22 protein-coding genes are annotated in these 24,748 nt (G+C 45.9%); 15 read left to right on the top strand and 7 right to left on the bottom strand.

Annotated elements, in window-relative coordinates:
• The first annotated feature begins 28 nt into the window (after positions 1 to 28).
• Genes ATB74_RS00310 through manA form a run of 5 tightly spaced genes read left to right on the top strand, consistent with a single transcriptional unit; the run spans position 29 to position 7,511 of the window.
• The gene (locus tag ATB74_RS00310; protein ID WP_061015684.1) at positions 29 to 2,686 is read left to right on the top strand and encodes a glycoside hydrolase family 38 C-terminal domain-containing protein; all 2,658 of its coding nucleotides are present in this window, start codon (positions 29 to 31) and stop codon (positions 2,684 to 2,686) included.
• Between the two features lie 10 nt (positions 2,687 to 2,696).
• Positions 2,697 to 4,433 (top strand): alpha-amylase family glycosyl hydrolase, encoded by a 1,737-nt coding sequence (locus ATB74_RS00305; protein ID WP_061015682.1) that lies wholly within the window; start codon positions 2,697 to 2,699, stop codon positions 4,431 to 4,433.
• 10 nt (positions 4,434 to 4,443) lie between these two features.
• Entirely contained in the window at positions 4,444 to 5,091 is a 648-nt protein-coding gene (locus ATB74_RS00300; protein WP_061015680.1) for a fructose PTS transporter subunit IIA, read from the top strand.
• A gap of 14 nt (positions 5,092 to 5,105) precedes the next feature.
• A complete protein-coding gene (locus tag ATB74_RS00295; protein ID WP_061015678.1) occupies positions 5,106 to 6,266 on the top strand; it encodes a glycerate kinase in 1,161 nt (386 codons plus the stop codon).
• 57 nt (positions 6,267 to 6,323) lie between these two features.
• Positions 6,324 to 7,511, top strand: a complete 1,188-nt coding sequence (gene manA, locus ATB74_RS00290; protein ID WP_061015676.1) for a mannose-6-phosphate isomerase, class I — start codon at positions 6,324 to 6,326, stop codon at positions 7,509 to 7,511.
• A 113-nt stretch (positions 7,512 to 7,624) separates the two neighbouring features.
• Here the strand turns inward: manA and ATB74_RS00285 are convergent, their stop codons facing one another.
• The 4 genes from ATB74_RS00285 to uraH form a co-directional block, all read right to left on the bottom strand.
• Entirely contained in the window at positions 7,625 to 8,986 is a 1,362-nt protein-coding gene (locus ATB74_RS00285; protein ID WP_061015675.1) for an 8-oxoguanine deaminase, read from the bottom strand.
• A gap of 175 nt (positions 8,987 to 9,161) precedes the next feature.
• Positions 9,162 to 10,574, bottom strand: a complete 1,413-nt coding sequence (locus tag ATB74_RS00280; protein WP_061015673.1) for a nucleobase:cation symporter-2 family protein — start codon at positions 10,572 to 10,574, stop codon at positions 9,162 to 9,164.
• 224 nt (positions 10,575 to 10,798) lie between these two features.
• Complete coding sequence (locus ATB74_RS00275; protein WP_055319166.1) at positions 10,799 to 12,142, bottom strand: NCS2 family permease; 1,344 nt, start codon at positions 12,140 to 12,142, stop codon at positions 10,799 to 10,801.
• Positions 12,143 to 12,401: 259 nt separating this feature from the next.
• Complete coding sequence (uraH, locus tag ATB74_RS00270; protein WP_055319165.1) at positions 12,402 to 12,755, bottom strand: hydroxyisourate hydrolase; 354 nt, start codon at positions 12,753 to 12,755, stop codon at positions 12,402 to 12,404.
• Positions 12,756 to 13,166: 411 nt separating this feature from the next.
• Here uraH and puuE point away from each other — a divergent pair, with 411 nt between their 5' ends.
• From puuE to ATB74_RS00225, 9 genes are all read left to right on the top strand, one after another.
• The gene (gene puuE / locus ATB74_RS00265) at positions 13,167 to 14,102 is read left to right on the top strand and encodes an allantoinase PuuE (protein ID WP_061015671.1); all 936 of its coding nucleotides are present in this window, start codon (positions 13,167 to 13,169) and stop codon (positions 14,100 to 14,102) included.
• A gap of 26 nt (positions 14,103 to 14,128) precedes the next feature.
• Positions 14,129 to 14,644: a 2-oxo-4-hydroxy-4-carboxy-5-ureidoimidazoline decarboxylase gene (gene uraD / locus ATB74_RS00260; RefSeq protein ID WP_061015669.1), complete on the top strand. Its 516-nt coding sequence runs from the start codon at positions 14,129 to 14,131 to the stop codon at positions 14,642 to 14,644.
• A 123-nt stretch (positions 14,645 to 14,767) separates the two neighbouring features.
• Positions 14,768 to 15,754, top strand: coding sequence for an allantoicase (alc, locus tag ATB74_RS00255; RefSeq protein ID WP_061015666.1), 987 nt, complete (start codon positions 14,768 to 14,770; stop codon positions 15,752 to 15,754).
• A 15-nt stretch (positions 15,755 to 15,769) separates the two neighbouring features.
• A complete protein-coding gene (locus ATB74_RS00250) occupies positions 15,770 to 16,330 on the top strand; it encodes an ureidoglycolate lyase (protein WP_061015664.1) in 561 nt (186 codons plus the stop codon).
• A 14-nt stretch (positions 16,331 to 16,344) separates the two neighbouring features.
• Complete coding sequence (locus ATB74_RS00245; protein WP_060981000.1) at positions 16,345 to 17,661, top strand: urate hydroxylase PuuD; 1,317 nt, start codon at positions 16,345 to 16,347, stop codon at positions 17,659 to 17,661.
• A 288-nt stretch (positions 17,662 to 17,949) separates the two neighbouring features.
• Positions 17,950 to 18,816 (top strand): hypothetical protein, encoded by an 867-nt coding sequence (locus ATB74_RS00240; RefSeq protein WP_061015662.1) that lies wholly within the window; start codon positions 17,950 to 17,952, stop codon positions 18,814 to 18,816.
• 237 nt (positions 18,817 to 19,053) lie between these two features.
• A complete protein-coding gene (locus ATB74_RS00235; protein WP_017092275.1) occupies positions 19,054 to 19,293 on the top strand; it encodes a hypothetical protein in 240 nt (79 codons plus the stop codon).
• A 16-nt stretch (positions 19,294 to 19,309) separates the two neighbouring features.
• The gene (locus tag ATB74_RS00230) at positions 19,310 to 19,783 is read left to right on the top strand and encodes a GrpB family protein (RefSeq protein WP_061015660.1); all 474 of its coding nucleotides are present in this window, start codon (positions 19,310 to 19,312) and stop codon (positions 19,781 to 19,783) included.
• Positions 19,784 to 20,050: 267 nt separating this feature from the next.
• Entirely contained in the window at positions 20,051 to 20,572 is a 522-nt protein-coding gene (locus tag ATB74_RS00225) for a hypothetical protein (RefSeq protein WP_061015658.1), read from the top strand.
• 125 nt (positions 20,573 to 20,697) lie between these two features.
• Here ATB74_RS00225 and ATB74_RS00220 read toward each other — a convergent pair whose 3' ends face one another.
• Together ATB74_RS00220 and ATB74_RS00215 are read right to left on the bottom strand one after the other, a co-directional pair.
• Positions 20,698 to 21,330, bottom strand: coding sequence for a DUF3299 domain-containing protein (locus ATB74_RS00220; RefSeq protein WP_061015656.1), 633 nt, complete (start codon positions 21,328 to 21,330; stop codon positions 20,698 to 20,700).
• A gap of 166 nt (positions 21,331 to 21,496) precedes the next feature.
• Positions 21,497 to 22,873, bottom strand: a complete 1,377-nt coding sequence (locus ATB74_RS00215) for a metal-dependent hydrolase family protein (protein WP_061015654.1) — start codon at positions 22,871 to 22,873, stop codon at positions 21,497 to 21,499.
• Between the two features lie 311 nt (positions 22,874 to 23,184).
• Here ATB74_RS00215 and ATB74_RS00210 point away from each other — a divergent pair, with 311 nt between their 5' ends.
• A complete protein-coding gene (locus tag ATB74_RS00210) occupies positions 23,185 to 23,604 on the top strand; it encodes a nuclear transport factor 2 family protein (protein ID WP_061015651.1) in 420 nt (139 codons plus the stop codon).
• Between the two features lie 16 nt (positions 23,605 to 23,620).
• Here ATB74_RS00210 and ATB74_RS00205 read toward each other — a convergent pair whose 3' ends face one another.
• Positions 23,621 to 24,502, bottom strand: a complete 882-nt coding sequence (locus tag ATB74_RS00205) for an AEC family transporter (protein WP_061015649.1) — start codon at positions 24,500 to 24,502, stop codon at positions 23,621 to 23,623.
• Positions 24,503 to 24,748 lie beyond the last annotated feature (246 nt).

Here is a 24,748-nt window from a genome sequence, read left to right as displayed (position 1 = left end):
AAAAATTAAGACAAGTCGAGATAAATCAATGGCTAAAGTTCATGTAATTCCACATACACACTGGGATCGTGAGTGGTATTTTACCCAACAAGACAGTGACGTCTTAGCGACGTATAACTTCACCAAAGTTATCGAAACGTTGGAAACTCAACCAGAGTACAGCTGCTATCACCTAGATGGACAATCATCCATCGTAGAGGATTATCTCAAAGTCCTACCACATATGCGTGAACGTCTAGCAGCGCTGGTTTCTGATAAGAAGTTGTTTATTGGCCCTTGGTACACTCAAACCGATACTTACAATGTGGCGGGCGAATCGATCATCCGTAACCTTAAGTACGGTATGCACATTGCTGAAGGTTTAGGTCACAGCATGAAAGTGGGTTACTTACCCGATACATTCGGTCATAACGCACAAATGCCAACTTTATTTAAAGGCATGGGGATCGACAACATCATCTTCTGGCGCGGGATTGATTACGACCAACAGGTAGAGCGATCTAACTTTAATTGGTGCTCGGCAGGCGGAGACGAGATTTACGCATATAACCTTGTTCACGGTTATGGCGCTGCTAAAAACATGGTGGCGACAGCGGACCATTTGGATAAGAAAATCTTCCCTATGGTCGAGAAGATCAAAGCGCTTTCTGGCTTAGATGAGGTGCTTATTCCATCGGGTGGCGATCAAGTGAATATTGATCCCGAGCTTCCAAAAACACTCCAAACCGCAACCCAGCGTTCACCAGAACAAGACGTGTACGCTATTTCATCGATGGAAGCGTTTGTGGATGTATTGCGCGACAACAGCGATAGCTTTGAAACTTATCACGGTGAATTTAAAGCGCCGCGTTACGCACGAATTCATAAGACGATTGGCTCAGTCCGATACGACATCAAAAAGCTCAACTTCGATATAGAACAGTTCTTGATTAAGAAGCTTGAAGTGGTGATTGCAATTGCTAAAGCGCAAGGCATTACCGTGCACACCGAACTTATTGATATCGCTTGGAAGAAGATCCTTGAATGTCATGCGCACGATAGCATTGGTGGTTGTAATAGCGATGCCACTAACGCTGATATTATGCACCGCCTAAAGCAAGCTCAAGAAATCTGTCATGGTTTGTATAACCTAGTGATCAAAGAAATCGCGAGTAGCTGTCATGACTACGAGCTAATGTTATTCAATGGTCAACTTCAACCTTACACTGGCCTAGTGAAGGCTGTGGTATTCAGTTCATATGAAAACATTGCAATATCAGATGGTAATGAACACTGCGCTATCGAAGTGATTACGCGTGAGACGTTAGATGGCGGTAAAGTCATTGAAGTCACGAAAGACGGTGAGAAAGAGGTTGCGGTTCCGCCGTACTACCGTTTTGAACTGAACATTTCAGTGAACGACTTACCTGCAATGGGTTATCAGGTATTTGAAGTGCAGCCAAGCGATGTGAACAACCGTCAAATGGAAGTGCGTAAGCAAACCGCGATTGAAAACGAATCGCTTATGTTGGCGTGCGAAGGCGGCCAGCTTCAGTTAGTCGATAAAAAGACGAGCCGTATTATTCCTCAACTTCTTACGTTTGAAGAACAAGCGGATGATGGCGACTCGTATGACTTCTCACCTTTACAAGGTGACACTCCAGTATATAACCAATCCATCGAGCTTATCGAAACTCAGGTTGGTGAAACAGAGCAAGTGATGACGGTACGCGCGACACTCGACATTCCTGTCGATCTCAACGCACGTACTGCAAACCAGAACGATCATCAAGCGGTATTTGAGGTAAGCCTAACGCTTAGCCAAGGTCGTGAGCAGCTAGTAGTGAACATCACAACACTCAACCAAGCGAAAGATCACCGAGTTCGTGTGTTGGTTAACTCTGACGTGCAGTCCAATACCTCTATCAGTACTCAGCCATTCGCATTGATGGAGTGCCCAATTGAACCGTCAATTGAAGGTTGGCAGCAGAAGTTCCGTGAATGTCCAATCGATATCGAAACTACAGAAGGGGCTGTAGCGTTAGCAGAACAAGGTAAAGCACTAGTGATTAACGGCAGCGGGCTTAAAGAGTTCCAGATCATCAAAGGAGAAAGCTCAGATAAGGTTGCACTAACTCTATTCAAGTCTACCGGAGTACTGGGTAAAGATGACTTAGAGTGGCGACCAGGCCGAGCTTCGGGCATTAACAATACCGTGGTTCACACTCCGGATGCGCAGCTGCAAAAGTCTATGCAATTTAGCTTTGCTTTGGCTTTAACTGAAGATGCTAACCACGACACAGTTCGTCAGCTAGAGCGAGAGTACCTCGATGCGCCGTTCAGTTACCAAAAGCAAACGCTAAATAGTTTTGAAAACCGATTAGAGCGCTTCCAAGTTCGATTTGATTCACGCGAGCGTTTGGCGTCATTCAGCCTACTTTCGCTAGAGCAGCCGCTTGAGCTATCAAGTATCGGGCACTCTTTCTACAACAAAGACGCCGTGATCGTTCGATTGTTCAACCCAACGCCTTCAGCTATCGAGCTCGATCTGACTGCGTTCAAACAATTTGCTCAAGTCGAGCTGGTGGATTACAGAGAACAACCGAAAGTGTACGCAGAGTCTACAAGTGATGAGAGCACCGTTAACGCTGCGGTTAAGCCAAACAACAGCATCGATTTACGTGTAACGTTTTCCGTTGCTCAATAAGGACAGAGACATGATTGAAAAAACAATCTTCAATAAAGTTGCCGATATTTATGGCGAAGAGGATGCGCATTCGATTACTCAAGAAATCTTAGTCTTGATTGAGAAATGGAAGCCAAGTGCACCACAGTATTCCCAATGGGTAGATGAGACGACGTCATACTTGATTACTTACGGCGACAGCTTTTCTCGTAGTCGCGAAAAAACCTTGGGTAGCATGAAGTCGTTTGCGGATAAGTACTTGAAAGACTCAATCAGCAATATCCATATTCTGCCAATGTTCCCATATACATCTGATGACGGGTTCAGCGTGGTTGATTACCGCAAAGTCGACGAAAAGCTCGGTGATTGGGAGCATCTCAACGCTTTGTCTGAAAACTTCGATTTGATGTACGACTGCGTTATCAATCATATTTCTAAAAGCAGTGATTGGTTTCAAGCGTACTTAGCTGGTGATGAGCAATACCAAGATTACTTTGTTGAGTCTGACCCAAGCCTAGACTATTCGAGTGTTACGCGCCCCCGCGCATTACCGCTCCTGACACCGTTTAGTAAGGCTTCGGGTGAGACCACACATGTATGGACAACCTTCTCGGATGATCAAATTGATATCAATTTCCGCAGTCCTAAAGTGCTGTTGGAAAGTATTGATATCTTGCTGATGTACGCCGCAAACGGTGGTCGTTCAATTCGTTTGGATGCGATTGGCTTTATTTGGAAAGTGCTTAATAGCACTTGTATCCACCTTCCTGAAGCGCACCAAATTATTCAACTGTGGAGAATCATCTTTGATGAAACGATCCCAGGGGCGCTGCTGATCACTGAAACGAACGTGCCGCACCAAGAAAATATTTCGTACTTTGGTCAGGGAAATGAAGCGCACATGGTGTATCAGTTCCCTCTGCCACCTTTAACTCTGCACGCTTTCATGAGCCAGAACAGCTCTGTACTAACCAAATGGGCGAAAGGCTTAACTGAAGAAGCTATGACGTCGTTAAATCAAGGAAGCAAGACGACCTACTTTAACTTCCTTGCCAGTCACGATGGCGTGGGGGTTCGCCCAACAGAAGGCATTCTTAGCAACGAAGATCGCCTATTGATGTGTGAGCAAGTTGAACGAAAAGGCGGACGTGTAAATTACAAGAATAATGGTGACGGTACGCAATCGCCTTATGAATTGAACATCAATTACTTAAGTGCTCTAACTGATGCAGAAAACAGCGATGATTTTAAAGCGAAGAAGTTCTTAGCAGCGCAATCTATTTTGCTGTCGTTTATTGGCGTACCAGCGATTTATTATCACAGCCTATTGGGTAGCGAAAACGACATTCAAGGCATGCTGGAGTCAGGCATCAACCGCAGAATAAACCGCGAGAAGTTCGACCTAGATGAGTTGGAAGCTGAGCTGGCTGAGGCAGGTTCGTTACGTCAACAAGTGTATAGCCAGATGAATGAATTGGTGAAACTGCGTAAGACTCAATCCGCGTTTTCACCGCTTTCTAGCCAAGCGATCTTAGATCTTGGCGATAAGGTATTTGCACTACAGCGCGGCGAAGGCGCAGAGTCGATTCGATTTGCAGTGAACTTAAGTGAATCTTCGCAAACCGTGCGTCTAGAAGAAAGCGGACATGACCTGATCAGTAATGAGCCACTAGAGAACGTCTTTACATTAAAACCGTATCAATTTGTTTGGCTGAAGCAGCAAGCTTGTTCTGCTCAAAAGCAAAGTCAGATTGCGAAAGCGCAATAAGGAATCACACATGAAATTATCTAACTTAACGTCTGAAAACTTAATCCTGTTAGATGCAGTGTTCGACGACCGATTTGCAGCAATTAATGCACTGACAGACAAGATCGACCAAGCAGGAAAATTGACTAATAAACAGCAGTTCTTAGATGCCGTATTACTGCGAGAAGAAGAGGGCCCGACCGCTCTAGGTGAATATTTAGCGGTGCCTCATGGTAAATCCCCGGCGGTAATTGAGCCTGTGTTTGCTTGCGCTTTTGTAAAAGATGAACTGATGTGGCAAGGCATCGACGGAGATGAGCCCGTCAATATGATCTTCTTGATAGCGATCCCACCAGCAGAAGCCGGTTCCACGCATATGGAAGTATTGACGACACTAACATCATCACTTGTTGACGATGATTTCCGTGATGAATTATTAGCCGCGAATTCGACTCAACAAATCATGACATTGTTTGGTGCGGAGGACGATGGTTCTCAAAGTGCGAATGGCCAGCAAGCAGAGACCAATGAAGGTAGCAATACGGAAAGCGACACGGCTTCAGATGCGAAACCGCAGCAAGAAGAACCGGAAATGGCAAAAGACATCAGCCAAATAGCGTATCCAGTGGTACTTGGAGTCGGCTTACTTATTTCAGCGTTTTTGTTCTTACTGCTTTAGAGTGAATATCGTCGATGAAAATAGTGATTGCTCCTGATTCATTTAAAGAGTCACTGACAGCTAAACAGGTTTGCGAGTGCGTTGAGCAAGGCTTCTCTCAAGTTCTCCCCGACGCCGAATATGTGCATCTTCCTCTCGCCGATGGTGGCGAGGGAACCGTTGAGGTGCTGATGCAAGGGTTAGATGGTGAGATGCGAATCTCGCCTGTCACTGGCCCATTAGAGCGAATCGATGTCGATTCTAGGGCTAGTGCACAGTGGGCGCTGCTCGATAACGGGAATACCGCTCTGATTGAAGTGGCGGCAGCATCGGGCCTAGATTTACTTGATTCTGGTGAGCGCGATCCTGCGGTGACGACCACCTATGGCACTGGTGAGCTGATCCGAGAAGCGTTAGATCTGGGCGTAAGTAAGATTCTTCTGGGTTTAGGTGGCAGTGCAACCAACGATGGCGGGGCAGGTATTGTCCAAGCTTTGGGAGGACGGTTGCTGGACCGAGATGGTAATGAGCTGCCAAAAGGTGGGGCTGCACTTTCCGACCTAGATCGTATCGACTTGTCACAAATTCACCCGCGTTGTACGCAAGTTGAGTTCATAGTGGCGTGCGATGTTGCGAATCCTTTGATTGGTGAAAACGGAGCAAGTGCGATTTTTGGACCTCAGAAAGGCGCGTCCCCAAGCTTAGTTACAAAGCTGGATCGCTGTTTAGCTCACTTTGGCAAGGTGGCTTGCTTAATCACAGGTTTCGACCGCAGCGAGAGCATTGGGTTTGGCGCGGCTGGCGGAACTCCGCTGGGGTTATCGCTGTTATTTGATGTTCAAATCAAGCCGGGCATTGAGATGATTTTAGATGCGTTAGATGCCGACAAAGTCATTGAACAAGCGGATTTGGTGATCACAGGTGAGGGTCAAATGGACAATCAAACCTTGCAAGGCAAAACCCCATTTGGCATTGCAAAACGTGCCAAGGCGAAGTCGATCCCAGTCATTGGTATTGCGGGCTCGTTAGGGGCGGAAGTTGAAGACTTGTACAGCACGATTGATAGCACTTTTGCCACTGTTCGCTCTCCTCAAAGCTTTGAACAAGTGCTGAGCGAAGCCAATAGCAACGTGATTCGAACCGCTAGAAACATCGCCGCGACCCTTAAGTTGGGTGCCACCATTAATATCAAGTAGCTGACTTCTCCGGTGATTACCGCGTTTGGTTACTTGTCAGTAATGCAAAGAAATATTATGTCGTTATTTAAATTAGATAATGTTATTCAACATTACCCATGGGGCAGCAAGCAGTCTATTTCGGAACTGTTTGGTATTCAAAACCCTGATGCTCAACCTCAAGCTGAAATTTGGATGGGTGCACACCCGAGAGGCTGCTCAAGAGTGGCGGAAACCGGGCAGCTGCTTTCGGACGTATTGAGTCAAAACAGCAAAGGAATGTTTGGAGAGTACACACAAGCAAGGTTTGGAGAATTGCCATATCTGTTTAAAGTGCTGGCCGCCGAAACTCCGTTATCGATACAGGTACATCCTAGTAAGAAGAAAGCTCAACTTGGCTTCGAGCGAGAAAACCAATTAGGCATTAGCCTAGATGCGTCTAATCGTAACTATAAAGATCCAAACCATAAGCCTGAGCTTGTTTACGCGCTTACTTTTTACAAAGCGATGAATGGTTTTCGTCCGGTATCGCAAATTGTTGAGCTGTTTGAAGAAGCTGTAATTACGGTTTTAGATACCGAAATTACGGCTTTAGCAAACAACCTAAACCACGAAGGCTTGAAAACGTTTTTTACCGCTGTGATGACTCTTGAAGGTGAACGTAAGCGGTTGGCCCTTGAGCAGTTGTATTGTGCTCATGAACGTAGGCCGAAAACCGCGATGGGACGAGAAGCATTGGAGTACAGCAAAGGTTTTAAACAGCACTACGCGGATGATATCGGTTTGTTTTCGCCTCTGATGCTTAATACGGTAGAGCTTGCACCGGGAGAAGCGATGTTTTTACACGCTGAAACACCACATGCTTATATCGAGGGGACTGGGTTGGAAATCATGGCGAATTCGGACAACGTATTACGCGCTGGCCTGACTCCCAAGTTTATCGATGTCTCTGAGTTGATTGATAATACTCGTTTTGAAACGACAGAAATTGAAACTATTAAGCTACAGCCGATCGTGAAAGAAAGTAAGTTAAGCTTTCCAATTCCAGTGGATGATTTTGGGTTCGATATTTTATCCGTGAACGAGGCTGGGAACCAACAATACCTCCGAAGTGCAGAGATACTATTTTGTGTTGATGGAAAGGTGACGGTTGAGACCAAAGACCACAAGTTAACGCTGAGTTCAGGCGAATCGGTGTTTATCAGTAACGATGCTGGAATGTATGAATATCAAGGACAGGGAATACTTGCTCGAGCATACAATTAAGTCTAAAAGTTTGATGGATTAGGACGCAAACCTGATTCTAAAAATCGAATAAAAATAACAAGGCCGACATTACGTCGGCCTTTTTGTTTTCGTGTTGCTTAGATAACACATACCTAGTTATTCATCGCCAGCTTACCTAACTTCATGGCTACCGCATGGTGGCGGTGCATCAGTTGCTCCATGTCTACGCCAATCACGGCACCATCGTTAACTCGCCACCTACCTGCTACCATCACTTTATCCGCTTGTTGCGCACCGCAGAGTAGCAATGCGGCCAGTGGGTCGTGGCTGCCAGAGAAACGAATATCATCGAGCTTGAACATCGCGATGTCGGCTTGTTTGCCAACCTCTAGCGTACCAATGTCGGTTCTACCCATTGCGGCGGCAGAGCCTGATGTTGCCCAGCGCAGTGCATCGAAGTGTGAAACGTTGGCCGAGCCATATTGCAGGCGCTGTAAGTACATCGCCATGCGCACTTCGGCAATCATATTGGAACCGTCATTCGAGGCTGAACCATCCACTCCTAGCCCGACTTTAACGCCAGCGGCTTCAAGATCGTTGTTCTTACAAATGCCGGAAGCCAACATCATGTTGGAAGTTGGGCAGTGGCTGATACCAATGCCTGCTTTACCCAAACGTTTGATCTCTTCTGGATTGAAGTGAATACCATGAGCAAGCCAAGTACGTTCGTTGAGCCAGCCAACATCTTCCAGATAATCGACAGGGCGCAAGCCAAACTTCTCGATACAGAAGTCTTCTTCATCGAGCGTTTCGCATAGGTGCGTGTGCATCATCACGTTTTCACGTTCGCTGATTTTGGCTGTCTCTTTCATCAGGTCGGTAGTGACCGAGAATGGCGAACAAGGCGCGAGTGCGATTTGAATCATCGCCCCTTCATCACGCTGGTGGTAATCACGAATCAAGCGTTGGCTATCGTCGATGATGGTCTGTTCGGTTTGAATGGTGTGTCGTGGCGGTAACCCACCTTCATCTTCCCCTAGGCTCATGGAGCCGCGCGTAAATATCGCTCTCACGCCAAGCTTCTCTGCTGCCTCGACTTGTAAATCGATGGCGTGTTCAAGCCCATTTGGCAGTAAGTAATGGTGATCAGAGGCGGTGGTACAGCCCGACATCATTAACTCGACCAGCGCCAGCTCTGTAGCAAGGCTCATCATCTCAGAATCGAGGTTGGCCCAAACAGGGTATAGGCTTTGTAGCCAATGGAAGAGTTCTTTATTCAGTGCGCCAGGGTAGGCACGCGTTAGGGTTTGATAGAAGTGATGGTGCGCATTGATAAGCCCAGGAGTCAAAACATGACGAGAAGCGTCCACGCTGTAATCAACGGGTAAGGTCGGCTCTTTGTGTTTGCCAACCAGTTCAATGATTGTATTACCTTTAATGACAATTCCGCCTTCTGCATCAGCCAGTGAGCCGGTGTAGATTGCGAGAGGATTCTTAATCCAGATGGTTTCCATTCATAGTAGTCCTTAGCCATCTCAGCCTTTTCAGGGAAGAGGGTCTTTATTTGGTATTTGTAGTTAAAAGATAAATTCGAATCAGGGTCGTTAAAACGTTCAATGCTCTAATCAGCCCTGATCCTACGGAAATCGGTGTTACGTTAGTCTGAGACTTAGTTAGTTTGAGAATCAGTTAGTTCGTTTTGGGCTCAGGGTTATCTGATGCCGCTTGAACGTCTGCTTGAAGCGCTTCTTCAGCTTGTTCTTTCATTTCTAACTCAACTTGCGCTTGGCTCTCGGCTAACGCTTCTTGCTCTTCTGCTCGTGAAGATTTCGGCAGAATAAGGTTCAGCAACACCGTCATAATAGTACCGGTAGTGATGCCTGAGTGAAGAAAATTCGCCAAATCATGTGGCAAGTGTTGCAGCAATCTTGGTTCGAAAGTGACGGCCAAACCAGACGCCAAACCGACACAGATTACCAAGGCATTTCGCTTGGTGTCTGCGGCCTTGATCAACATGCGGATACCCGCGTAAGCGATCATACCGAACATCACAAAGCCTACACCACCCAGAACAGGTTTCGGAATTGTGACGGCAATGGCGGCTAATTTCGGGAATAAACCACCTAAAATCAACAAACAACCGGTTGCAGCCACTACATAACGACTCGCTACACCTGTGATACCCACAATACCGACGTTTTGACTGAATGACGCTAGTGGCATTGCCGTTAAAATTGAAGATAAGGTACTGCCAAGGCCATCGCCTAGAAGACCACGTTTTAAGTCTTTACCGGATACTTGGGTTTGGCAGTTGTTACCGAGTGCCATGAAATCACCGGTCGCTTCAGCGATAACCACGATGTAAACCAAGCTCATGCTGATGATGGCACTCGCAGAAAAGGTGAAGCCGTATTTGAAGGGTTCAGGGCCGCCAACCCAAGCGGCAGAACTGATTTGCTCAAGGTCGACCATGCCGAGCGATAGCGCCACAATGTAACCGCCTGCTAAACCAATCACGATAGCTGAAGCGGCAACCGCGCCTTTACAGTAAACCGAGACGCCAACCACGATGCCCAAAGAGACCAGTGCTAGAAACAGCTTTGGTAGTGTGGCGAATTGTTCCGTGTTGGCAGGGGAGTCTCCGACCCAATTCATGGCAACCGGTAAAATGGTTAAACCGATTAAGGTAACCACCACACCACTTACCACGGTCGGGAACAGCTTTCGAACCTTGTCCATGTAGAAGCTGGCACCAATTACCACGAATGAGCCGATAAGTGCTGAGCCCATAATAGCGGCGACGCCACCTTCGTTACCAATCGAGATAGCGACACCCAAAAAGGCAAAGCTCGAACCCATTACAACGGGCAGTCGAATACCGACAGGGCCGAAACCAAGACATTGAGCGACGGTCACAATACCTGACGCCAGTAGCGCAGCATTGATCAGCGAGACGATCTCTGTATTAGGTAGGCCGATAGAAGCGCCGACAATAAGGGGAACAGCCACAATGCCACCAATCGAGGCGAGCATGTGTTGCAGAGCGAGTAGGAGGGTTAGCCCATGAGGCGGTCTTTCATTTAGGGTGTACAGAAGTTTCATTTGATATTCCTCTGCCTGCGTTTCCGTTTCCGTTTACAGGCGATTGGCGGTCAAATAATGACTTCTACAAACTGCGTAGGGTCATAAAAAAGGTGCACTAAAGGAACGGATTGCTTGTGCGTTCCGCTGATTAGCACAATTAGCTTTTTCTTAAAAATGTTGTTGTAACCTGTTTCTTGATAGCTCGGCCTGCGAACAGGCCAAGCGATAGTCACGTTTGGTGATTAGCCGATGAACACTAGCTTGGCGATGAAGATAGCCGCTAGGAAGTACATCGAAATTGATACGTCTTTTGTTTTACCTGTCGCCAGTTTCAGTACTGTGTAGGTAATGAAACCCAGTGCGATACCATTCGCGATGGAGAACGTCAGTGGCATCATTAGCGCAGTAATGGCTGCAGGTGCACCGTTGGTGAAGTCTTTCCAATCAACGTGCTGCATGCTGCTCATCATCACGAACGCCACGTAAATCAACGCGCCAGAGGTTGCGTAAGCTGGGATCATACCTGCAAGTGGAGATAGGAAAATCGCCGCTAAGAACAACACACCAACCACAATTGCCGATAGGCCAGTTCGTGCGCCTGCTGCAACGCCCGCTGCACTTTCTACGTAACTGGTTACTGGCGGACAACCCACACACGCACCTGCCACGCTTGAGATACTGTCAGCTTTCAGCGCTTTGCTTAGACCTTCGATCTTGCCTGTTTCAGGGTTGGTTAGGTTTGCACGCTCAGCCACGCCCATCAAAGTACCCGCGGTATCGAACATGTTTACAAAAAGGAAAGCCAAGATAACGCTGATCATCGAAACATCTAGCGCACCCATAATGTCCATTTTTAGGAACGTAGGCGCTAAACTTGGTGGCGCTGCGAAGAAGCCGTTGTAGTGCACTAAGCCAAGCATCATGCCGACCAGAGTGACACTCAAAATGCCGATTAACACCGCACCAAACACTTTGCGCTCGCTGAGAACCGCGATGATAAGGAACGCGATAGCAGCCAGTAGCGCTTCTGGTTTAGTGAAGTCACCTAGTGATACCAAAGTTGCTGGGTTTTCGACGACGATGCCTGCTGTTTTTAAGCCAATCAGACCTAAGAACAAGCCAACACCCGCTGTCATGGAGTAACGCAGACTCACTGGGATACTTTCAATGATCCATTGGCGGACTTTGTAGAAGCTCATCCCGACGAACAAGATACCGGAGATAAACACCGCACCTAGCGCGACTTCCCAGCTGTAGCCCATTTCGCTTACTACTGTGAACGAGAAGAAGGCGTTCAAGCCCATGCCCGGCGCAAGTCCGACAGGCCAGTTCGCAAATAACCCCATTAGCAAACAACCGATCGCAGCACCAATACAGGTTGCGACGAATACCGCACCTGAATCCATGCCTGAAGCGGCCATTATTTGTGGGTTAACGAAGATGATGTAAGCCATGGTGGCGAAAGTGGTGACACCACCGATTAACTCATTTTTTACGCTACTTCCGTGTGCCTTAATTTTAAAAAACTTCTCTAAAATTCCGTTGTTCGCATCTTGGTTGAGTATTTCTGTTTTACTCTCACTCATGTCAGCAAGTCCTTTTATGTTGTGATCCATTTATTGAATACAGCGAGATTTCAATATTAAGTTTTAAGGTTTTTCCTAGCCGCTATTTCTTTAGTTATCAGTTTCTAACCATCTGTTTTCTAGCTATTAATCTCTAACTATTAACGTTGTTAGTATTTTTATATGAGCGTGTTTAATGAGCGCGCATCATTTTGGATGCACGCACTAATCTGTTTAATATTTGTCGGTTGAGCCTAGTTCGAAGTTCTAGGTCACGGGACTAACTGCCCCGATAGGTTGAGAAACTGTAAGGCGAGACGAGAAGAGGGACATGATAATGCGCTTCTGGGTCATCTAAGCCAAAACGAATCACCACATCATCTAAGAAGGGCACACCATCCAATTCTACACCTTTGCTTTTGTAGTAATCCGCAACGTAGAACACCAATTGATATTTCCCCGGTCGGAAATCATTCCCTGCCAGAATCGGCGCATCGGTTCGGCCATCGGAGTTGGTGAGTACCGTCGCCAGCTTTTCTGTTGAGTCTTCATTGACCTTATAAAGCTCTACCTTGATTTCTGCACCTGGTAAGCCGTGAGTAGTGTCTAATACGTGTGTTGTTAGTCTTCCCATAGTCCCTTAATAGCGCTTTTAGCGCTCCTCTGTTCCGTGGTTTATCTGTCTGTTTCGACCTTGCAAAGAATGCAACTGGTCACTTTGTTATCACTAACTATGTACGAACTGTACACAATTAGTAAAGCTAATTGTTGGAAAAATGTTAACCATTGTGTCATTTTTTCTGATTTTATAGATCTTAATTATCGTTTTTTAGTGAGTTTGCACTTTGTTAAGTTTTTGTTTTTAAATGATTAAAGAGCTTAAATTTAACTTGAATAACAAAATCTTTACATTGAGATAAATAATTGTATACAATAAATGTACAGGGGTAAGGTTGCTCTGTTTGTCGAAAATCCATTTGATTGAAACATTTGGTGACTCACTTAAAGAGCGGCTAAGCCAACCACTTATGTTAGGAGTACTTGGATGAATAAGGATTATTCAAGAAATTTGATCGGTTACGGAGCTAACCCTCCAAACCCTCAATGGCCAGGTAATGCGCGCGTCGCGGTTTCTTTTGTATTGAACTATGAAGAGGGCGGTGAGCGTTGTTTGTTACATGGAGACGACGAGTCTGAAGCCTTTCTTTCAGAGATCCCGTCAGCACAACCGATCAAAGGCGAACGTCACATCAGCATGGAATCCATCTATGAATATGGCAGCCGTGCGGGTGTATGGCGTGTTCTTCGCTTGTTCGATGAATATGAAATCCCACTGACCGTATTTGCGGTCGCTATGGCGATCGAACGTCACCCAGACGTTGCCAAAGCCATGGTCGAAGCGGGGCATGAAATCTGTAGCCACGGTTACCGCTGGATAGACTATCAATACATTGATGAGTCTGAAGAGCGTGATCACATGACCAAAGCGATTGAGATCATCCAGCAAGTGACGGGCCAACGTCCACAAGGCTGGTACACAGGTCGTACAGGGCCGAATACTCGTCGTTTAGTGGCAGAAGAAGGTGGCTTTCTTTATGACTCAGATGCCTACGATGATGACCTGCCTTATTGGCACACTGAAACCGGTCATCCACAGCTAGTGATTCCATACACACTTGATGTGAACGACATGCGTTTTTCTACCGCGCAAGGTTTCAACTCAGGTGAACAGTTCTTCCAGTATCTAAAAGACACTTTTGACACCCTTTATATGGAAGGCGAAACCGCACCGAAAATGATGTCGGTTGGGCTGCACTGTCGCCTGATTGGTCGCCCCGGTCGTATTGCTGCGTTAAGACGTTTCCTAGATTACGTCAAACAGCACGACAGTGTGTGGCTATGTCGTCGAATCGATATTGCCAATCACTGGCACCAACATCATCCATACCAACAACAAGCTCATCATCAACAGAACAAATAACGAAGCGAGAAGCAAGGAGGCTATACGTGACTGAATTTCGATCATGCCAACCAACAACCATGGAACGCGATACCTTTGTCGCTCATTTCGCTGATGTTTACGAACATAGCCCATGGGTTGCAGAAGTGGTGTATGACCAAGGTTTGAATGCCGAAGATGACCATATCGAGAATCTTCATCTGAAAATGGCAACAACCTTGTTAAATGCAGACCAAGGCAAACAGTTGGCTTTGATCAACGCTCACCCGGATTTAGCCGGCCGAGCAGCAGTAAACGGCGAACTTACAGAGTCGTCGACTAAAGAACAAGCGGGGGCGGGCATTGACCAATGCAGCGCCGAAGAATTTGAAAAATTCACTTCTTACAACAACAGCTACAAAAGTCGCTTCAATTTCCCTTTTATCATGGCGGTGAAGGGAGCCAATCGTTACCAAATTCTTGAGTCGTTCGAGATGCGATTAGGAAATGATAGTGAAACTGAGTTTGCTACGGCGATTCAAGAGATCAATAAGATCGCGATGTTTCGTCTCTGGGATATGTAAGTTAACGGAGTTAACAGCTATCTCAGCCCAGTCTTAGTGCGCTAAAGGTTTGATTTGTAAAAACATAAGCCACTAAGTTCTCATTTTATTATTACTTGATTAATTTCATAGGATTACACGGACATGACCCATAAATTTGAACAGTACATAAACCTTGCAGACGAAAAACTCGGCTCAGAAGCTATATTCGCAACAGACGATTTTTTCGCGGATAAAAGCCGTCTACTCAGCCACGCAGCGCCAGAGTGGAAAGACGACTTATACGACGACAACGGCAAGTGGATGGACGGTTGGGAAAGCAGACGCAAACGTGGCGAAGGTTATGACTACTGTGTCGTTCGCCTTGGTCTAGCTGGCACTATTGCTGGCGTTGATATTGATACCTCTTTCTTCACAGGTAACTTCCCACCTTCGGCATCAATTGACGCGTGTTATTCACCACAAGGTGAACCGACGGACTCAACAGAGTGGCAAGAAATTCTGCCTTCAATGGCATTACAGGGTGATCATCATCATCTTGAAGCAATTGAAAGCGACCAAGTATTTACTCACCTACGTTTGAACATCTACCCAGACGGCGGTGTTGCACGCTTGCGTGTTTACGGTCGACCAAGCGTGGATTGGGACGCAATAGATTCTCAGCAACAAGTTGACCTGGCAGCCGTTGAACACGGTGGTCGAGCACTCGCATGTAGCGATGAGCACTATGGCAACAAAGCCAATATCTTAGGCCCAGGCCGCGGCGAAAACATGGGTGACGGTTGGGAAACAGCACGTCGTCGTACACCGGGTAACGACTGGGTTATCGTGGCACTAGGCCACCCAGGTAACATTGAACGTATCGTCGTTGATACGGCTCACTTCAAAGGTAACTACCCAGACAGCTGCTCAATTCAAGCCGCTTATGTGAAAGGCGGTACCGACGACCAAGTAGAAACACAAAGCCTATTCTGGCGTGAACTGTTGCCTGCACAAAAGCTGCAAGCGCACGAAATTCACGAATTCATTTCTGAGGTTAATGACCTTGGTGCGATTACCCACGTACGTGCAAACATATTCCCAGATGGTGGTATCAGCCGTTTGCGTCTATTTGGTACGAAGGCGAAATAGGTAAGGAAATCAGATATGAGTAATGGAATACGTCGTTTATCCATCGAACCGTTAACCAAGCAGGCTTTTGCAGAGTTTGGCGATGTTATCGAGTCCGATAATAGTGATTTCTTCATGATCAACAGTGGATCAACACGTCGCTACCACAAGCTAGCGACAACGGATGTGCAAGACCAAGGCGGAGAAGCCATCATCAGCATCTTCCAAGCCACACCGTTGAGCTACCCACTGACCATCAAAATGTTAGAGCGTCATCCACTTGGCTCTCAGGCATTCATTCCATTACTTGGTCAACCCTATTTAATTGTTGTTGCACCAAAAGGCGATGATCCAACATTAGCCAATAGCCGAGCTTTCTTGAGCAACGGCCGTCAAGGAGTGAACTATCACAAAGGGGTGTGGCACCACCCAGTTCTCGCCCTCACCGATCAAGACCAGTTCTTGATCGTCGATAGAGGCGGCGAAGGACACAACTGTGATGAAGTTTATTTCGACAACGACCTAGTGGCATTGCATTTGGACGATCTGCCAACGGACGACAATAAGGAAGAGCAACGTTTAGCTAAAGCGTTGTGATACAGGAGTTTATTATGGATCCGCATATTACAGAATGGTTGAACTTAGCGATACGCTGGGCTCACATGATTGTTGGTGTTGCGTGGATAGGCGCATCATTTTACTTTGTTTGGTTAGAGAACAACCTTAACCGAGTAAACCCAAAAACGGGCCTTTCTGGCGACTTATGGGCAATTCACGGTGGTGGTATTTATCACCTAGAAAAATACAAACTTGCACCACCAGAGATGCCAGAGCACCTGCACTGGTTCAAATGGGAAGCTTACTTCACGTGGATCACCGGTGTGTGTCTACTGGGTGTGGTTTACTACCTTAACGCTGAGATTTACCTGATTGCACCGGGCTCTGGTCTTGATTCAACCACTGCAATCGCGATTGGTATTGGTTCTTTCGTTGCCGGTTGGTTTATCTACGACCTACTGTGTGACTCACCATTAGGTAAAACTCCAGTGTTGCTTGGTGTTGTGCTGTTTGTGCTGCTCGTTGCAGCAACATATGGCCTAACTCAAGTGTTCAGTGGCCGTGGTGCTTACATCCATGTTGGTGCGATCATTGGTACCATCATGGTGGGTAACGTATTCCGCGTTATCATGCCAGCACAGCGCAACTTGGTGAAAGCGATTGAAGAGAAGCGCGAACCGGATCCGGCATTGCCTGCGAAAGGTCTACTGCGTTCTCGTCACAATAACTACATGACACTGCCAGTGCTGTTCATCATGATCAGTAACCACTTCCCAAGTACTTACGGTTCGGAATACAACTGGTTGATTCTTGCAGGCTTAGCGATTTTCAGTATCTTGGTGCGTCACTACTTCAACACGCGTCATGGTAGCCAGAAGTTTGCATGGACAGTACCAGTAGCTGCATTGGGTATGATCACGCTTGCGTTTGTGACCTCACCTTACGCGAAAAAGCAGATGACTCCGGTTGTACAAGCGCCAGTGGTTCAAGAAGTGCAAGTCAGCGCGACGGAATCAGCGACAGAAGAACTTGCTGCAAACGACACCGCTTCAACGACTAGTTCACAAGCTGCACCTGCAGACCACGCAACGCAACCTGCTAGCGCAGGCGTCAGCTTTGAAACCATCAACAAAGTCATTCAAGAGCGCTGTTCTGTGTGTCACTCATCAACCCCAAGCCACGCCGCTTTTGCTGCTGCGCCAGGCGGTGTGATGTTTGATACGCCAGAAGAGATTAAAGCCAACGTACCAAGAATTGTTGCTCAAACCGTAACAACCAAGGTGATGCCGCTCGGTAACATGACTCAAATGACCGACGAAGAACGCGCACTCATCGGCACTTGGGTAGAGCAAGGCGCTACGCTTCAATAATGCTGTGAAATCCTTTACCTAAGAGCATGAGTCTTAGGTGAGGCTTGGGGAGAGTTTGGTTTCGGGCACGCACCAAACTCATCCCACCCTGTTTCCCCGGTTCCTATAACCGGGGCTTTTTGTTTTTGGAGAAAGGTAATGTAGATTTATCATTCAGTTGGTGACTCTATATGCATATGTGGATTAAAGTGATCGGAATGAAATGTTATTAGTGATATTCGCTTAAATGCGGGCAGAACTATATGTTCGATTTACCTTAAATACTATTCAAAGTTGGAGTTACGATATATGTCGGGACGAAAGCCTATCCCTAAAGCGGTAAAGAAGGTGCTTCGCACAGAAGTTGGTTTTGGCTGTCCAGTAAAAGGGTGTGGAAACCCTTATCTTGAATACCATCACTTTGATCCTCCAGTAAGCGTGAGAGCTCATAATGAGCCTGAAGGTATGATCGCTTTGTGTGCACAACATCATAAGAAAGCAGATGGTGGAGCTTATACGGTGGATCAACTCCATGCTTTAAAAAGGGATAAGGTAAATGCAGATTTGGTTAAGGGAAGTCTGGACTGGCTACGTAAGGACTTGTTAGCAGTTGTAGGTGGCAACTTTTATTATGAAACGCCAAAGATAATTACTATCGATAATGTAGACCTAGTTTCATTAGTACGAGACGAACATGGTTATTTACGGTTGAATGTAAATATGCTGAGTTTAGAATCAGAAGAGCGAATTATAATTGAAGATAATTCTTGGGAAAACATCGGCTCACCAATTGATTTAAGAAGTCCTCCTCAAGGGAAAGAGCTAGAGGTTAGTTACCCTAATGGAGACTATCTATACTTGCGTTTTATAGAGCTTAAAAGTAAAGAACAAGCAATTAAGAAGTATGGTTATGATGTGTTCGATGACTTGACCTTTCCAATAACTGCTGTAGAAGTCAATATGACGATCGCGGGGACAAGAATCGAACTGACTCCTGACAGTTCACAGATTGGTGGTATACAAATGACAGGGAGCTTATCTTCACATTGTGGTTGCGGCATATTAATTCAAAAAACAGGTTTGTGCTGGAAGCAAAACCAGGTTTGGAAACGTCAAAATCTGGTTGAGCAGACTGAGCATCATAATGTCTTGAAAGTAAATTTTGGTCGTCGGTAGTTTGTTACTTAGACAAATTGAAGCTCTCAATGTGCTATCGAAATATCTCCAAACTTCTAACGGAACGTTAAGCGTCAATATTTATTGGCGCTATTTATCTCTCTCCTCATTGCACAATTCTGAATATCTAACCAAGTACCAAATAGCTAATTCCATGCGCAGTCCTGTATAAGGTTCTTGATATGAATCTCTACCCATGGCATTTTTAGTCCAAATTGACTTTAGTTAGGACAAAAAATGGAAGACTTGATAGTCGCGTATTTTAGGGCATTGAGCTCATTCTTTAGGTATCTGTTTCAGTCGATATTGATTGAGTTCATTGGTTACGGAGCTGGCTGGATAGTCTGTAAAGTATTCACATTAGGGCGCTTCCCCCCATTGATTCCAACTGAAAAAGAGCGAACCAGAATCTCTTATATCGGAGCTATTAGCATCGTGTTATTTCTGTTAGCAATTGGTGTCTTCAATAGTTTGTGATTCGGAGTGAGGATATATGAAATTTTACCCCGAGGAACAATACCAAGCGGCTTGCAACGAGCTGTTTATCCGATACGAGCGTGACATCAAAAAGCTAATCCCTAACGCGAGAGTTGAGCACGTAGGCGCATCTTCTATTCCTTTTGCCGTGTCTAAGGGCGATTTGGATATCTTCGTAGGTGTTGATCTTGGCGAATTTGAGGATGTTATAGAGAGACTCACAACACTCGGCTTTACAGAGAAACTCGATACCTTAAGAACGCCGGAACTGTGTATGTTGGAGTCTACATCAGGGGATGATGTGGCCTTGCAAGTGGTCGCCAACGGTTCTGAGTTCGAATGCTTTCTGAGGTTTCGTGACAAGCTACGTGCGACCCCGGCATTAGTTCAGCAATACAACACCCTCAAAATGGCTTGTGAAGGTTGGTCTCAAGAAAAGTACCGTGACAAGAAGTCGGTTTTTATCGAGCATGTGTTGGCCTCGAAATAACGACAAGTTTCAATTGGATGCTATTTATCCAAACTCTAACTTTTAGTGCTGTTTTTACTTTCCCCTTACACTCCTTTCAAATATCGAATTTAGTATCAAATTTCTCTTTGTTATACAGGCAAGTCTCTCATTATGAAGAACTTCTTTGATAGCGAACTCATGCTCTCTAGCTCTTTGAATTTCGTTTTGCTATCGCTTGGGCTAACGCTCCTTTTTCATCTTCCGATTTGGTGTGGGTTCAACTTGAGCCGACGAAAATGGAAGCTCATGGATTATTTATGGCCGTTTCTAGCGGGTATCGGGATGCTGGGTGCAGTGTCTGAGATTCGTGCGAAAGTAGCGGGTGATTGGGTTGAAACCGAACAAACCAGAGCGGTGGCGATTTTAGAATCGGTTCAGCAGTTTTCTTTGGATAAGTTGAGAAGTGATACCTGCACAGGTCAGCCGTCTTTAGATAATCACGCTCAGCATCATGAAGCGTGTTTGTGGTATTTGAATACAGCGATCACGTTCAAAGATGTCGATTTCACTTTGTTACCCAACGCATCGGATTTTACGGTTCCTGCGCCGAGCGTATCGCTGGTTGAAAGTGATGCGGTGTGGGTGGATGGTATGCTGAGTCAGTATGAGAAGCAGAAAAACCAATACATAAGAACCAGAGAAGCGCAGGTGAAGCAGCCATTAGAAAGCCTCTTCTGGTATGTGAGTCCTTACTTAGTCTGTTTCGCAATAGCGCTGCGCCTTACCAAGGTAACGGCAGAGCTTAAACTGGATAAATGTGCGAAGTAAATATCTGTCGAGATATGAAAAAGAGCCTACTATTCAGGCTCTTTAGATTTCGATTGATCATGAATTTAGGCGCTCATGTTGTCGCCTAAATATGCGTTAATATTTAGTTGTGGTTCGACTGTAGGTTAGTGATAATTCACTACCATTGAGGCATTGAGTTTGTATCCCATGGTGACATCGGTATCTCCATCAACGAGGTATACATTGTCTGTTGTCAATTTTGAAGAAATCACGCCTTCCACCCAAACAGGGTATTGAACCGTTTCTACTTTGTAGCCTTCAGGGTAAGAGACCCTTACGATTTGATTGGCTGGTGGCGGCGGCATATGGATACAAGCGCCAGCCGTGGGAACTAACAAGAACTCGGTGGCGACTAGCGGCGCTGAAAACTCGATAGGTACTAGAAATCCAGGAATACGAACACTTTTACCATCGAAGTCATGTGTTACCGTTTCTGCCGCACGTTGTTGATTCACAATATATTCTGAGCGTAGTTTCAGCAACTCATCCGCGTCCAATCCTTCTGACTTTAATGTTTCTTTCAGTGCTACTAACTCCTCATTGTTCTTTGGGTCATCGTATTGGCTTAGGGTGAATATTTGCTGAAGGATTAGCTTTTGTTGATAGCTTATTTCCGGAAGCACAACTTGGTTCTGTGCATGTACTGGTCTCAGATCTTTCCAATCTAGTTCTGTTGGTTCACTAGCAAAACTGCCAAACGAAACAATGGATACAAAGAGGGTAATTAGTCTATTCAATGTTTGGTTCACTTATTGGTTAGTGGATTATCAGTTACTGAGTTATCGGTCACTGGAACGTTGTTATCAATTGGTTCATCGGCTTGATGAGAGCCGATGAACCAAGTTACTTCTTTAAAAAGCTTTGAAGTCTAAAGCTTGAAACTCAAAGCTTTAAACCTAAGCCTTAAAGGCTGTTTTTGTAGATAACACCATCTTTCATAATAAGTTGGATGGACTCTGGAGATTCTGGTCGCTTATCGGCACCAAACCATTGGTCTCCCGTACCGACCACAGAAAAATCTTCGAATGGGTTGCCATCTAGCAGAAGGATATCTGCATAAGCACCTTTTTCAATAACGCCTAATTTTGCGTCTGGGTATGGGTTCATGAAGTCACCTGATAGTGTGGCAATCTCGCCACCGACTGAAGTGAGTGTTTTCAATGACTCGTAAGGACCAAAGAAATCGTTGTTCAGCTTTTTCTCGTAAGCAATTTGAATGTTACACGCATCAACAGAGCCTACACAGTCAGTTTGAAAGCCACGAGGAGCTGGGCATTTCTTCATATTCGGAATGTAATCTTTGAATGCAGCAGAAGCTGATTTTGCTTTGGCTAGGCTGGATGCAACGTTCTTAACTGCAGGGATCTCAAGAAGGTTAGGGTCAAAAGCGGTGAGGTTAGTGGTGATGTACGCCCCTTTTTCTTCCATGAGTTCGGAAATTTCACAGTCGAACATGAAGCCGTGCTCAATGGATTTAACGCCTGCGTTCAGTGCGCCAATGATCGCTTCTTTTCGATAGGAGTGCGCCATAACGTAACTGCCGTAGGTATCGGCTACCTCAACGGCTGCACCTACTTCTTCAGGTGAACCTGCGAGTAATTGCCATGGGTCAAAGGCTGAAACCACACCACCTGACTGCATGTATTTCAATTGCGTAGCACCCATACGGAAGTTGTTACGAGCGTACTTTTTCACTTCGGCAACGCTGTCGACTTCTTGTGCCATGTTTAAGCGGCTGAAGTTGGTTTCCTCTCCAACTGGGGCTGTGTAGTTTGCAAAGTCAGCATGGCCGCCACGGGTACTCAAAAACGCGCCCGATGGGTAATAACGAGGTCCGAGAATTTGGCCAGCATCGATGGCTCTTCTTAAACCACCATTTGCGCCACCGGCATCACGCACAGTGGTGAAGCCTTGCATCAAGTACATCTCAGCCATACGCGTTCCGTGTATCGCGAAATCTTCCCATGTGGTGTTGGATTCCATTGTCGGTAAGCTTGGCCCCATTAACATCAGGTGCGCATGGTTTTCGATAAAGCCTGGGGTTAAGGTTTTGCCTGTGCCGTCAATAACAACAGCATCATCACGAACATCAATCGCTTTGGCTGAGATAGAGGTAATGATATTGCCTTCGACCAATACAAAATGATCTTCGTATAACTTGTTTTCAGTGCCGTTGAAGATATCTACGTTTTGAAATAACGTTTGTGGGAGTTGAGTCTCTTCGGCATAGGCAAATGACGCCACCAATGCCAGTGACGAGGCAAGTAAAGTCTTCTTCATTTTTATATCCTTATAATTAACGTAGAAATGAACTTATGATAGGTAAACCACTGTTAACTATAGGATATGCATTAGGGCTCTGCTGTGATTAATATGCTGGTTACGAGATGTGTCACCAAATGGCTGCTTTTGAATCCATTTAGAATGAAGTATTGAAGCCAACATTTTCATGTCGAGTCGGGTTTTCTCGGTTGCGTGAGTGTCGCTACGTCGTTACCAAAGCTTCAAAATACTCTACAGGTGGCACTTTGATTTGGAGCGAATTGTTTTAAAACATTGGTCTACAATTCATGGTAACCAAGGAGTGCACCATGAAAGATCTCGACGACATTATGGCTACGTTAAATGATTACGCAGACGCGTATTGTGCAAAAGATATTGAAGCACTGATGCGTGTATTTGATGCGAGTGGCCACATTTCAGTGATAGGGACGGGCGAAGATGAGCTATGTTCAGGTGCAGAATCAGTAAAGCAGCTATTTCTGAGAAATTTTTCTGAAGCTACAGCGATAAGATTTGAATGGGGTTGGTCAGATACTGTGATATCGGGTGATCATGCTGTGGTTTCACAATGTTTAACCATCCATTTGAATGTGGGTGGATCGATTTTGTTTATCCCTGTTCGTTGGAGCGTGATGCTCAAGAAAACGGACCGCTGGGTGTGGCTGCACAGACACGCTTCATCGGCCGCGACTTCTCAGGGGGAAGGGCAGGCTTATCCGACTCGATAGTAAAAGGTTATGGTTTTCAGGTCGACAAAGACAATGCAAAGGACAGCAATATCGGTAGCGTTACAACGCTTAAGAAGTTGCCGAACAACACCATCGACGCGACTTTGGGCGGCTCGACATTGAACCTTTCTGCGAACAAGTAGTTCATCACGGCAGGTGGCAGCATGGTGAACAGTACCATCATCTGCAGATGTAGCGTCGGTAGCGGAATAAAGAAGTAGATGATGCAGAAAGCGATGGCTCCGGTGAACAGAGATTGGGCGGTGCACAACAAGCCAATTTTTAAACCGCTCAGCCTTAAATTAACCATTTGCGAACCCAGTGACAGCAGCATAATGGGTACTGCGGCTTGTCCGAGCAGCGATGTGGCTTCGTAGATTGGATTCCACACTGCAATGCCAGATAAGTTGAGTGTCATCGCTAATGCTGCGGCTAAGAATATCGGCATCTTGAGGATCTGTTTGATCGGATTACCATCGCTTAATAGCGCTAAACCAACACTAATGTGCACGCAAGCCGACACCACGAATAGCAATACAGCAGGAGCTAATGCGCTCTCGCCAAAGGTATAGGTAAATAAGGGAATTGCCAGGTTGCCGCTGTTACGGAACATGTGTGGCGGAGCCCAAGCTTTGAAGTTGAGCTTAAAGATCTTACAGATCGGAATCATCAACAGTGCGGGCACTAACACCGCAACCAAAGAGGCAGAAATCAGCGGCAATTGCTCGGTGTCGAGAGGCATGGTGGTCAGCGATGCAAACACCAAAGCAGGAATACAGACATCCATGTTGATGCGATTGATCGGTTTGAAATCGGGCTTGAGCCAACGACCGACCGTAAAGCCAGCACTGGCTAAAGCAAAAACGGGAAACAGAATGCTGACGACCTGTTCGAACATAGAAATCCTTTCTAAGCGTGTGTGGATGTTGTTTTAAACGGACAAAGCTTGACCGATCATCGTCTAACCTACCAACTTAAATCGGTTGCGTCATGGGTGTGGAGCACACGTTAAGCAATAATTTGTATTTCTTTGAATTAAGGACAAAAAAAGACCAGCGGCGTTCACGGCTGGTCTTTAAAAGCTAGGCGAATCTGGACGGGTTCTTTAACAACAAAGGTTACCTAGCAGTGTTTATTACTAGCA

It is taken from the genome of Vibrio splendidus, assembly GCF_001557875.1.
Lineage (GTDB): Bacteria > Pseudomonadota > Gammaproteobacteria > Enterobacterales > Vibrionaceae > Vibrio > Vibrio splendidus_F.
Note: the sequence above shows the minus strand (reverse complement) of the source record. Positions and strands in the feature narration are given on the sequence as shown.

What these genes read in the sequence shown, in the direction of transcription:
- ATB74_RS00285 (WP_061015675.1), bottom strand. Translation starts at nt 8,986, where the DNA reads ATGGAAACCATCTGGATTAAGAATCCTCTCGCAATCTACACCGGCTCA.
- ATB74_RS00225 (WP_061015658.1), top strand. Translation starts at nt 20,051, where the DNA reads ATGGATTATTTATGGCCGTTTCTAGCGGGTATCGGGATGCTGGGTGCA.
- ATB74_RS00230 (WP_061015660.1), top strand. Translation starts at nt 19,310, where the DNA reads ATGAAATTTTACCCCGAGGAACAATACCAAGCGGCTTGCAACGAGCTG.
- alc (WP_061015666.1), top strand. Translation starts at nt 14,768, where the DNA reads ATGACCCATAAATTTGAACAGTACATAAACCTTGCAGACGAAAAACTC.
- ATB74_RS00245 (WP_060981000.1), top strand. Translation starts at nt 16,345, where the DNA reads ATGGATCCGCATATTACAGAATGGTTGAACTTAGCGATACGCTGGGCT.
- ATB74_RS00250 (WP_061015664.1), top strand. Translation starts at nt 15,770, where the DNA reads ATGAGTAATGGAATACGTCGTTTATCCATCGAACCGTTAACCAAGCAG.
- ATB74_RS00280 (WP_061015673.1), bottom strand. Translation starts at nt 10,574, where the DNA reads ATGAAACTTCTGTACACCCTAAATGAAAGACCGCCTCATGGGCTAACC.
- ATB74_RS00210 (WP_061015651.1), top strand. Translation starts at nt 23,185, where the DNA reads ATGAAAGATCTCGACGACATTATGGCTACGTTAAATGATTACGCAGAC.
- manA (WP_061015676.1), top strand. Translation starts at nt 6,324, where the DNA reads ATGTCGTTATTTAAATTAGATAATGTTATTCAACATTACCCATGGGGC.
- ATB74_RS00275 (WP_055319166.1), bottom strand. Translation starts at nt 12,142, where the DNA reads ATGAGTGAGAGTAAAACAGAAATACTCAACCAAGATGCGAACAACGGA.
- ATB74_RS00300 (WP_061015680.1), top strand. Translation starts at nt 4,444, where the DNA reads ATGAAATTATCTAACTTAACGTCTGAAAACTTAATCCTGTTAGATGCA.
- ATB74_RS00295 (WP_061015678.1), top strand. Translation starts at nt 5,106, where the DNA reads ATGAAAATAGTGATTGCTCCTGATTCATTTAAAGAGTCACTGACAGCT.
- ATB74_RS00205 (WP_061015649.1), bottom strand. Translation starts at nt 24,502, where the DNA reads ATGTTCGAACAGGTCGTCAGCATTCTGTTTCCCGTTTTTGCTTTAGCC.
- ATB74_RS00215 (WP_061015654.1), bottom strand. Translation starts at nt 22,873, where the DNA reads ATGAAGAAGACTTTACTTGCCTCGTCACTGGCATTGGTGGCGTCATTT.
- ATB74_RS00310 (WP_061015684.1), top strand. Translation starts at nt 29, where the DNA reads ATGGCTAAAGTTCATGTAATTCCACATACACACTGGGATCGTGAGTGG.
- ATB74_RS00305 (WP_061015682.1), top strand. Translation starts at nt 2,697, where the DNA reads ATGATTGAAAAAACAATCTTCAATAAAGTTGCCGATATTTATGGCGAA.
- ATB74_RS00235 (WP_017092275.1), top strand. Translation starts at nt 19,054, where the DNA reads ATGGAAGACTTGATAGTCGCGTATTTTAGGGCATTGAGCTCATTCTTT.
- puuE (WP_061015671.1), top strand. Translation starts at nt 13,167, where the DNA reads ATGAATAAGGATTATTCAAGAAATTTGATCGGTTACGGAGCTAACCCT.
- uraH (WP_055319165.1), bottom strand. Translation starts at nt 12,755, where the DNA reads ATGGGAAGACTAACAACACACGTATTAGACACTACTCACGGCTTACCA.
- ATB74_RS00240 (WP_061015662.1), top strand. Translation starts at nt 17,950, where the DNA reads ATGTCGGGACGAAAGCCTATCCCTAAAGCGGTAAAGAAGGTGCTTCGC.